The organism is Bacillus sp. LR_5, assembly GCF_042709275.1.
On sequence record NZ_JAVAXX010000241.1, the window covers coordinates 1 to 9,797 of the forward strand.

Genomic DNA, 9,797 nt, shown 5'->3' on the forward strand with positions numbered 1-9,797 from the left:
CAATATGACATACAATGCGCCTGTATTTGAATTTATTTTTAAGGGGGAAATCACATGGCTCAATCTCATTCTGGTTCAGTTAACTATTTTGGAAGCGTAAACAAAGTGGTTTACGAAGGGAAAGATTCCACTAATCCTTTAGCATTTAAATATTATAATCCTCAAGAAGTAATCGGCGGAAAAACGATGAAAGAGCATTTGCGATTTTCTATTGCCTATTGGCATACATTTACTGCTGATGGCACAGATGTTTTTGGAGCAGCTACAATGCAAAGACCATGGGATCACTATAAAGGCATGGATCTAGCTAGGGCGAGAGTAGAAGCAGCATTTGAGATGTTTGAAAAACTAGATGCACCATTTTTTGCTTTTCATGACCGAGATATTGCACCAGAAGGAAGTACGTTAAAAGAGACAAATCAAAATTTAGATATTATCGTGGGCATGATTAAAGATTACATGAGAAATAGCAACGTTAAGTTATTATGGAATACTGCGAACATGTTTACAAACCCCCGTTTCGTCCATGGTGCCGCGACTTCTTGCAATGCAGATGTGTTTGCGCATGCTGCAGCACAAGTAAAAAAAGGGTTAGAAACAGCAAAAGAGCTTGGCGCCGAGAACTATGTATTTTGGGGCGGCCGTGAAGGATACGAAACATTGTTAAATACCGATTTAAAATTTGAGCTTGATAATTTGGCAAGATTTATGCATATGGCAGTAGATTATGCGAAGGAAATCGAGTATACAGGGCAGTTTTTGATTGAACCAAAACCAAAAGAGCCGACCACCCATCAATATGATACAGATGCAGCAACAACCATTGCCTTTTTGAAGCAATATGGCTTAGACAATCATTTTAAATTAAATCTAGAAGCCAATCATGCCACATTAGCCGGGCATACATTCGAACATGAATTACGCATGGCAAGAGTACATGGTCTTCTTGGCTCTGTTGATGCGAACCAGGGGCATCCTCTTTTAGGCTGGGACACGGATGAATTTCCGACAGATTTATATTCTACGACATTAGCAATGTACGAAATCCTGCAAAATGGCGGCCTTGGAAGCGGTGGATTAAACTTTGACGCGAAGGTCAGAAGATCTTCTTTTGAGCCTGATGATTTAGTATATGCCCATATTGCAGGGATGGATGCATTTGCAAGAGGATTGAAAGTAGCCCACAAATTAATCGAAGATCGTGTGTTTGAAGATGTGATTCAACATCGTTATCGCAGTTTTACTGAAGGAATTGGTCTTGAAATTACAGAAGGAAGAGCTAATTTCCATACTCTTGAGCAATATGCGCTAAATAATAAAACAATTAAAAACGAATCTGGAAGACAGGAGCGATTAAAAGCGATATTGAACCAATACATCTTAGAAGTATAACAGAAGAAAGAGGAGCCCCAGATCCATCTATAAGAAGATATAGCAAGATAGCCAAGTCACCTAACTACCCGTCATGATTCCTTTGCTATTTCTTATTGTTATGACGGGTAATTTCTATAATTGGGATTTAATTAGAGTGAATGGTTTTTTTAAAAGGTTAAGGAGTGAAAAAATGAAGTATGTCATTGGAATAGATCTTGGAACGAGTGCTGTTAAAACCATTCTAGTCAATCAAAACGGCAAGGTTTGTGCAGAAACGTCCAAAAGTTATCCGCTCATCCAAGAGAAGGTCGGATATAGTGAGCAAAATCCTGAAGACTGGGTGCACCAAACAATTGAAGCATTGGCTGAATTGGTTTCTAAATCCAATGTTCAAGCCAAGGATATTGACGGGATAAGCTATTCAGGACAAATGCATGGGTTAGTACTGCTTGACAAAGATCGTCAGGTGTTACGTAATGCCATTCTTTGGAATGATACCAGAACGACGCCTCAATGTATCAGGATAACCGAGAAATTTGGCGATAACCTGCTTGACATCACAAAAAACCGTGTTCTAGAAGGGTTTACATTACCTAAAATGTTATGGGTGAAGGAACATGAACCTGAACTTTTTAAAAAAACTGCTGTTTTTTTGCTTCCGAAAGACTATGTGAGATTCCGTATGACTGGTGCGATTCACACCGAATACTCCGATGCAGCAGGAACTTTACTTTTACATATTACTCGCAAGGAGTGGAGCGATGATATTTGCAATCAATTTGGTATTTCTGCAGATATTTGTCCTCCGCTTGTTGAATCTCATGAATGTGTAGGATCGCTGCTTCCGAACGTTGCGGCGGAGACAGGGCTATTGAAAAAAACAAAAGTGTACGCTGGGGGAGCAGATAATGCCTGCGGTGCTATTGGAGCGGGGATTCTTTCTTCCGGCAAAACATTATGCAGTATTGGGACGTCAGGGGTCATACTTTCCTACGAAGAAGGCAAAGAAAGAGACTTTAAAGGGAAAGTGCACTTTTTTAATCATGGAAAAAAGGACTCTTTTTATACGATGGGAGTCACGCTCGCTGCAGGATACAGCTTGGACTGGTTTAAAAGAACGTTTGCACCAAACGAATCGTTTGAGCAATTATTGCAGGGGGTGAAATCTATTCCGATAGGAGCCAATGGACTACTATACACTCCTTATTTGGTTGGTGAAAGAACGCCACATGCAGATTCTGCTATTCGGGGAAGCTTAATCGGAATGGATGGATCCCACAAAAGAGAGCACTTTTCGAGGGCAATAATGGAAGGCATCACATTCTCTTTACATGAATCAGTTGAGCTATTCCGCGAAGCAGGAAAATCAGTTCATACTGTTGTTTCTATTGGTGGGGGAGCTAAAAATGAAACGTGGCTGCAAATGCAAGCTGATATTTTCAATGCGAAGGTGATTAAGTTAGAAAATGAACAAGGTCCAGCCATGGGGGCCGCTATGCTAGCTGCCTTTGGGAGTAGGTGGTTTGAATCCCTTGAAGAATGTGCAGAGCAGTTCATTCGTGAAGCTGCTACATTTTATCCAAAGGAACAAAATGTTCAAAAATATAAAACACTATTCGAGTTGTATAAGAAAATTTACCCACACACAAAGGATCTAAATGCAGCTTTGAAGAGCTTTCGAAAAAACTAGTCATAGTGTGGTTCGTAAAGAGTGTATTTTTTGTCAGGAGATCAACGAAAGAACAATTACGATTAATCATCATCAAAGACCTTTAATGACATAGCAACTTTATTTTTAATCACAAAACACTAAGTTATTACAATAGTAACTTAACTGATAGCAGGAACAATAATATAACTACTATGGCTGCCTTTTTTTGAGAGATGGTGAGAACAAACATTACGGTAAGGCCTAAATACAACCTAATCAAACAGGAGGAATACCGAATGAAACAAAAAAGAATGAAGTTTTTGTTAGCGGTTTTATTTAGTGTAGCGCTGACATTACCTGCATGGCCCGCACAGGCGGCAACTACTATTACCTCAAATCAAACTGGCTCCCAAGATGGCTATGATTATGAATTGTGGAAGGATTATGGGAACACCAGTATGACGCTCAATAGCGGCGGCGCATTTAGTGCCCAGTGGAGTAACATTGGGAATGCTTTATTCCGAAAAGGCAAGAAATTTGATACAACCAAGACTCACTCACAACTTGGAAACATATCAATGAATTACAACGCAACCTTCAATCCGGGAGGAAATTCCTATCTGTGTGTTTATGGATGGACGAAAGACCCACTCGTAGAATATTACATCGTCGATAATTGGGGCACCTATAGACCGACCGGAATGCCAAAGGGCACTTTTACTGTTGATGGGGGGACATATGATATTTATGAGACCACTCGAATCAATCAACCTTCGATTATAGGTATCGCAACCTTTAAACAGTATTGGAGTGTCCGGCAGACAAAACGAACGAGCGGAACCGTATCTGTCAGCGAACACTTCAAGAAGTGGGAAAGCTTAGGAATGCCAATGGGTAAGATGTATGAAACCGCGCTAACGGTAGAGGGATATCAAAGTAATGGCAGTGCTAATGTAACTACTAATGTACTGACTATCGGAGGGAAAAGTAAATAATCCTTACTCTTGATTTACGATGAAAATTGGAAGTGTGTTCACACACAAATAACCCCTCACATTAACGTGAAGGGGTGTTTTTTATTATTTATTTTAGATTGGTAAGCAGAATGGAAACTAGACACGCCAGCTACATCTTCCTTAACTCAGTTTGCAAACGTTTCTGTTCCTCGAGTTGACGATGGAGCAGAAGAGGTTTCATTTTCATTTGTACTGGAAGTTTCACTCAATTCTTTCTTTGGGAGATGCATTCTGATACGTTGCTGCTTTTTTACCCTTAGTGTTTGTCTGTTTCACGCAACCATTAAATCCTCTGTTAGTCACATAACCATTCCTGCTCCAGATTGAAAGTTTTTCTGATTTCGCTTCTTGCTCATCTTTCGTAAATTGGTCTATGTATTTTGTGTTAGGCTCATATACATACGCTACTCTGGCCAATCCTTCTTTCAATAATGTCTCTTGAACAGACTTGCCATCGACATAAACGTAAGCTAACAGTCTTCCATACTTATCTCTGCGATCGCCTTTATCAAATTCCAGCTGAAGCTTACCGCTGTTGACCAATTCTTTATTTCGTTTTGACGCATCTTCACCGTATGGTTGAACACAAGAATGTGGTTTCTTCGTCTCAGGTGTATCAACGAGCAAGTAGCGAACTGTGTCTTCCTTTCCGTTGTAAATAACCTTAATCGTATCTCCATCAACTGCTCTATCTAATGTAACATTCACCAATTTCTTATGATTTTTTGAATGAGATGTGCCAGCCTTTTGTTCTGGCTGTTTATTTTCATTAGATTGAGTATCTTGAGAGACTTGCTCTGTGTCATTAGAATCTGAATGGCTTTTTTCTGCGTGATTTGATTCACAAGCTGCCAAAGTAATGCTTAAAACGAATGCGATAATACTGACCAAAACTTTCTTCATATGATTTCCTCTCTAGAATGTAAGTTCTTGTATGCTCTCCTTTAAATCGGTTAAACATCATCATTATAACGAGTTGTACATTTTTTGTGAATGAAAAATATCCATAACGCTAAGGGAGATTACATTGAATGCTTACAGTCAAAATGTAAACTTCACAATGAAGTGACAAAAACATACCTATCACACAAAGGAAACAAACAATTCTGAAGATTATATTGATTGAAAACGCTTTTGGAATTATGATAATATCAGATGTGACAATAATGTGACAAAAACATCACTACAACATAACAATTCATCGCTTATGTGTATTCTATCGACGAAATATGAAAGCGATTACAAATCCAGAGGCAGAAGTCTAAGATAGAGATGACTTTAGTTTTGTATCAATATCCACACTGAAAGAACTTATTAAGTATTCTTAATAAAGGCAGGGGAAATGGATATGAATGAACATCGAAATCGAAGATTGAAATTAATAATGATTTCAGCAACATTTGGAGGGCTTCTCTTTGGATATGACACCGGAGTTATAAATGGAGCTTTGCCTTTTATGGCAAGACCAGATCAGCTTCAGTTAACACCGGTTACAGAAGGGCTTGTTACAAGCATTCTTTTATTAGGTGCGGCGTTCGGAGCGTTGTTATGCGGCAGATTAGCTGATCGCTATGGCCGCCGTAATATGATCCTTAATCTTTCTTTTTTATTCTTCCTGGCATCACTTGGAACAGCGTTAGCACCTAATGTTTTAATCATGGCGGTCTTTCGTTTTTTGCTCGGGCTGGCTGTTGGGGGAGCTTCAGCGATGGTACCGGCCTTTTTAGCAGAAATGGCACCGCATGAGAAGAGAGGACGTATGGTAACCCAAAATGAGCTAATGATTGTTGGCGGGCAATTTTTAGCATATGTTTTTAATGCGATCCTTGGTGTAACAATGGCAAATACCGGACATGTTTGGAGATACATGCTGGTCCTTTGTGCCGTTCCGGCTTTAATGTTATTTGCCAGTATGCTCAAGGTTCCAGAAAGCCCGAGATGGCTAATCTCCAAAGGCAAAAAAAGTGAGGCGCTGCGTGTTCTTAAACAAATTCGAGAAGAGAAACGTGCAGAGGCTGAATGTAGAGAAATACAAGCAGCGGTAGAAAAAGATACAGAACTGAAGAAGGCATCACTCAGTGACTTTTCTACACCATGGCTGCGCCGTCTTTTACTCATTGGAATTGGTGTTGCCATAGTGAATCAAATTACAGGTGTTAACTCGATTATGTATTATGGCACTCAAATCCTTAAAGAATCTGGTTTTGGTACAAAAGCAGCTTTAATCGCTAATATTGGGAATGGGCTGATATCGGTCATAGCAGTTATATTTGGGATTTGGCTGGTCGGAAAAGTGAGCCGGCGTCCAATATTATTGATTGGTTTGGCGGGGACCACGACAGCACTTTTATTAATAGCAATATTCACAATAGTGCTTGATGGATCTGCAGCACTCCCTTATGCTGTACTTTCTTTGACCGTTTTATTTCTTGCCTTTATGCAAGGATGCGTAGGGCCTGTGACTTGGCTGGTCATAGCAGAAATATTCCCTCAAAGATTAAGAGGGCTTGGTTCTGGAATAAGTGTTTTTTTTCTGTGGATTTTAAACTTTATGATTGGTTTTGCTTTTCCAATATTGCTTAGCACTGCAGGTTTGTCTTTTACATTCTTTATATTCGTGGCGTTGGGTATATTGGCAATCGGTTTTGTTTACAAATTCATGCCGGAAACAAAGGGGCGTACACTTGAAGAACTAGAAGAGCATTTCCGTTCTCAACACGATAAAGATACCCCTGAAAAATCAGCTATTGAGGTATAATAAAATCATTATACTGATGCATGAAATCTCTCTGCTTATAGGAGGGATTTTTTGTTTGGTTTCAGAAAAGTAAAACCCCTCCGGTAGCGGAATCTTGATTCAGCATAAAAGAGAGATTTTGGGGTATTTACAAAAAACGCAAAGCCAAAACTACACGTATAATACTGGAGTTGATACTTTAAAAATCTCGCCATCTCTTATATAAAAACGAGGGATGCGGCGGCTTAATGTAGACACGACTTCATAGTTAATCGTATTGAGCATTTCAGCCACTTCATCAACGGAAATCTCGGCTCCTTTTTGCTTACCGTAAATCACGACTTCTTCTCCTTGTTTACCTTCACCGTTCTCTCCTAAACTGACCATGATCATATCCATTGTTACTCTTCCCGCCACTGGGACTCGTTTTCCGCGATGAAGAACAAACCCGCGATTTGAAAGTGCACGGGAATAACCGTCAGCATATCCGATCGGGAGTGTAGCAATGACTTCGTCGGGTTCTGCAATGTATGTAGCACCATAGCTAATGGTTCGGGGTTCTGTCCGCATGGTTTTCACATAAGCGATACGCGCCTTTAAACTTAATGCAGGAACAAGCTTCACGAGGTTTAGTTGTTTGATATAGGTTGAAGGATATAACCCATATAAGCCGATACCTAAACGAATCATATCAGCACTAAATTCCGGAAAAGCAATAGCTGCAGCCGTGTTGCTCATGTGCACGGTGGGCAGTTCAATGCCCTGGTTCTTTAAAAAGCTGAGAAAACTAATGAATTTATCGTGCTGCAGCTTGGTTAGTGTGGTGTCAGCTTCATCAGCTGTAGAAAAATGTGTAAATATCCCTGTCCACCTGAGGGATTTGCTTGCCTTTAGTGCCTTCACTACTGCTAAAAGTTCTTCCTTTGTGCGTACACCTAATCGTCCCATCCCAGTATCCACGTTAATATGAATAGCCAGCCGGTCAGTACTCGCTTCTTTTTCCAATATCTCGTTAGCTTCTTTCATCCAATCAACCTGAAATGCTGATAATGTTATATTCCAAGCTGCTGACTTTTTCACACAACTAAGGGAGGTAAAACCAAGCACAAGGATAGGTGCTGTAATCCCCGCTTTTCGTAAAACGATTCCTTCCTCCACGCTGGCAACAGCGAGCTCACTCGCCCCGTGTTCCAGTGCATGGCGCGCCACTTCTACAGACCCATGACCATAACCGTTCGCTTTTACGACAGCCATAATTTTGCTTTTATTTGGAATATGACGGCGAATTGTTCGCAAATTTTTTTTTATGGCATCAAGATTGACTTCAATCCAAACTTCTCGGCAAAGCTTTGTCATTAAGCTTCCTTCCTTCTTATGGAATAGTAAAAACCGCATTTAGCCGTAAAATAAATGTTAATTGTTGGATGGTTTCGATCTTATTTTATTCAACTTCATTTGAAATCATTCAACAGTAAATCTATGATATATGAGAAGGTGTCATCGATGCCGAAATATTTGCTTTCAATGTTCTATAACCCAAATGTGAAACTGAAGATACTGGCCGGGCTAACTCTTCTTGATAAAGAACTGGGGAACGCCTATTGTTACTGAACATAGGAAGAACTTTTTAAATGGGAAGGCTGAGAAAATGTGTAAAAGAAGGCCGGTATCAAACCGCAGTTGATTCCTGTTCCACAAACCTAACATCTGAGTATATAATTAAATTCATGTTCAGAAAATCGTTTAAGTGAGGAGTATACATGAAAAGGGGAGTTAGTTTTCAAATACCGAATGAATATGGAAATTATCTATGGAGAATACTGCAGCCGTTAGAAATAGCTAATTATAAGTGGGAAACGAGTGGGGAATCTTATTTTGTTGTAGACGGAGAGCTAGATAATGAGGAGCTCTTTAATGATTACGCAATTGTTGAGGGGACTGACTTTGCGAATCGATTAAAAACAAATCAGTACTACACCATTTTCGTTGAATTGAAAGCATTTCCATTTGGAAAAACGGTTAATGAAGTCCAGACATATGAAGAGTTTGTTGACAGTGATTGCGAACTTGTCCTTTTGATAGCAGATAATAGCTATGTTTCGATTTACTGTAAAAACAAAAATACCAGTGAAAAACTTTACTTCAATGCTTTAAAGAATGATTTTGAAGAAGTTCTATTTATAACTGATGAAAACGACACAAGAACAGGCCTTACCGTATGGTAATTCAATAATGTTAAAGGAGTAATACATATGACAATGCAAATTAAAATCAAATATCTAGATGAAACACAAACAAGAATCAGTAAAATTGAGCAAGGTGATTGGATCGATCTTCGAGCAGCTGAAGATGTAGCAATTAAAAAAGGTGAATTTAAACTTGTCCCATTAGGTGTAGCTATGGAATTGCCCGAAGGTTACGAAGCACATGTCGTTCCTCGTTCGAGTACATATAAGAACTTTGGCGTTATTCAAACAAACTCAATGGGTGTTATCGATGAGTCTTATAAGGGAGACAACGATTTTTGGTTCTTTCCTGCTTATGCGTTACGTGACACAGAGATTAACAAAGGGGATCGGATCTGCCAGTTCAGAATCATGAAAAAGATGCCGGCAGTTGAATTAATTGAAGTCGAGCGTTTAGGGAATGAAGATAGAGGAGGACACGGTTCAACGGGAACGAAGTAAATAATAAAAACCTTGGCTGTATTCATGCTTTGATCTGAACAATGGAAGTTTCAGCCAAGGTACATATAATAATATGTATTAAAATGAATATTTTAATACGAAGGGTTTAATTATAAACAAATTTTAAAAAGGGAGGTTTTGGAAAAGAGAAATAGTAATAACTAAAGTAGATAAAGAACCTAAAGATGTCAAAGAAATAATTTTTCTGGTGCTTTGCTTTTTTGAAGGTTTACTTAGTTCATGAACAACTGCACCCCATAAAAGCATGGAGGCTAAAACTATAATACTTATATACATATAGATGCTCCTTTTCTTATTTACAGTTTTTACAT

9 protein-coding genes are annotated in these 9,797 nt (G+C 39.2%); 6 read left to right on the forward strand and 3 right to left on the reverse strand.

Annotated elements, in window-relative coordinates:
- Positions 1-54 precede the first annotated feature (54 nt).
- The 3 genes from xylA to RAC86_RS29680 all read left to right on the forward strand — a co-directional run bounded on the left by xylA (position 55) and on the right by RAC86_RS29680 (position 4,020).
- Positions 55-1,392, forward strand: coding sequence for a xylose isomerase (gene xylA, locus RAC86_RS29670; protein WP_072566317.1), 1,338 nt, complete (start codon positions 55-57; stop codon positions 1,390-1,392).
- A 172-nt stretch (positions 1,393-1,564) separates the two neighbouring features.
- Positions 1,565-3,064: a xylulokinase gene (gene xylB, locus RAC86_RS29675; RefSeq protein WP_072566318.1), complete on the forward strand. Its 1,500-nt coding sequence runs from the start codon at positions 1,565-1,567 to the stop codon at positions 3,062-3,064.
- Between the two features lie 257 nt (positions 3,065-3,321).
- A complete protein-coding gene (locus RAC86_RS29680) occupies positions 3,322-4,020 on the forward strand; it encodes a glycoside hydrolase family 11 protein (protein ID WP_072566319.1) in 699 nt (232 codons plus the stop codon).
- A gap of 222 nt (positions 4,021-4,242) precedes the next feature.
- Here RAC86_RS29680 and RAC86_RS29685 read toward each other — a convergent pair whose 3' ends face one another.
- The gene (locus RAC86_RS29685; protein ID WP_014113898.1) at positions 4,243-4,944 is read right to left on the reverse strand and encodes a thermonuclease family protein; all 702 of its coding nucleotides are present in this window, start codon (positions 4,942-4,944) and stop codon (positions 4,243-4,245) included.
- Between the two features lie 439 nt (positions 4,945-5,383).
- On the opposite strand from RAC86_RS29685, the gene RAC86_RS29690 reads away from it, so the two are divergent.
- Complete coding sequence (locus RAC86_RS29690; RefSeq protein WP_072566320.1) at positions 5,384-6,799, forward strand: sugar porter family MFS transporter; 1,416 nt, start codon at positions 5,384-5,386, stop codon at positions 6,797-6,799.
- A gap of 150 nt (positions 6,800-6,949) precedes the next feature.
- Here RAC86_RS29690 and alr read toward each other — a convergent pair whose 3' ends face one another.
- Complete coding sequence (gene alr, locus RAC86_RS29695; protein WP_072566321.1) at positions 6,950-8,134, reverse strand: alanine racemase; 1,185 nt, start codon at positions 8,132-8,134, stop codon at positions 6,950-6,952.
- Positions 8,135-8,538: 404 nt separating this feature from the next.
- Between alr and RAC86_RS29700 the strand changes: the two genes are divergently transcribed.
- Both RAC86_RS29700 and dutA read left to right on the forward strand, forming a co-directional pair.
- Positions 8,539-9,003, forward strand: a complete 465-nt coding sequence (locus RAC86_RS29700; protein WP_072566322.1) for a DUF2691 family protein — start codon at positions 8,539-8,541, stop codon at positions 9,001-9,003.
- 27 nt (positions 9,004-9,030) lie between these two features.
- The gene (gene dutA / locus RAC86_RS29705; RefSeq protein WP_072183639.1) at positions 9,031-9,465 is read left to right on the forward strand and encodes a dUTP diphosphatase DutA; all 435 of its coding nucleotides are present in this window, start codon (positions 9,031-9,033) and stop codon (positions 9,463-9,465) included.
- A gap of 123 nt (positions 9,466-9,588) precedes the next feature.
- Here the strand turns inward: dutA and RAC86_RS29710 are convergent.
- Positions 9,589-9,797 (reverse strand): hypothetical protein (locus RAC86_RS29710; protein WP_377886341.1); only part of this gene is annotated, 209 nt, incomplete at its 5' end.

Bases quoted from the DNA above. Each gene is read 5' to 3' on its own strand.
- RAC86_RS29680 (WP_072566319.1), top strand. From the start codon at position 3,322: ATGAAACAAAAAAGAATGAAGTTTTTGTTAGCGGTTTTATTTAGTGTA.
- dutA (WP_072183639.1), top strand. From the start codon at position 9,031: ATGACAATGCAAATTAAAATCAAATATCTAGATGAAACACAAACAAGA.
- RAC86_RS29700 (WP_072566322.1), top strand. From the start codon at position 8,539: ATGAAAAGGGGAGTTAGTTTTCAAATACCGAATGAATATGGAAATTAT.
- xylB (WP_072566318.1), top strand. From the start codon at position 1,565: ATGAAGTATGTCATTGGAATAGATCTTGGAACGAGTGCTGTTAAAACC.
- RAC86_RS29685 (WP_014113898.1), bottom strand. From the start codon at position 4,944: ATGAAGAAAGTTTTGGTCAGTATTATCGCATTCGTTTTAAGCATTACT.
- RAC86_RS29690 (WP_072566320.1), top strand. From the start codon at position 5,384: ATGGATATGAATGAACATCGAAATCGAAGATTGAAATTAATAATGATT.
- xylA (WP_072566317.1), top strand. From the start codon at position 55: ATGGCTCAATCTCATTCTGGTTCAGTTAACTATTTTGGAAGCGTAAAC.
- alr (WP_072566321.1), bottom strand. From the start codon at position 8,134: ATGACAAAGCTTTGCCGAGAAGTTTGGATTGAAGTCAATCTTGATGCC.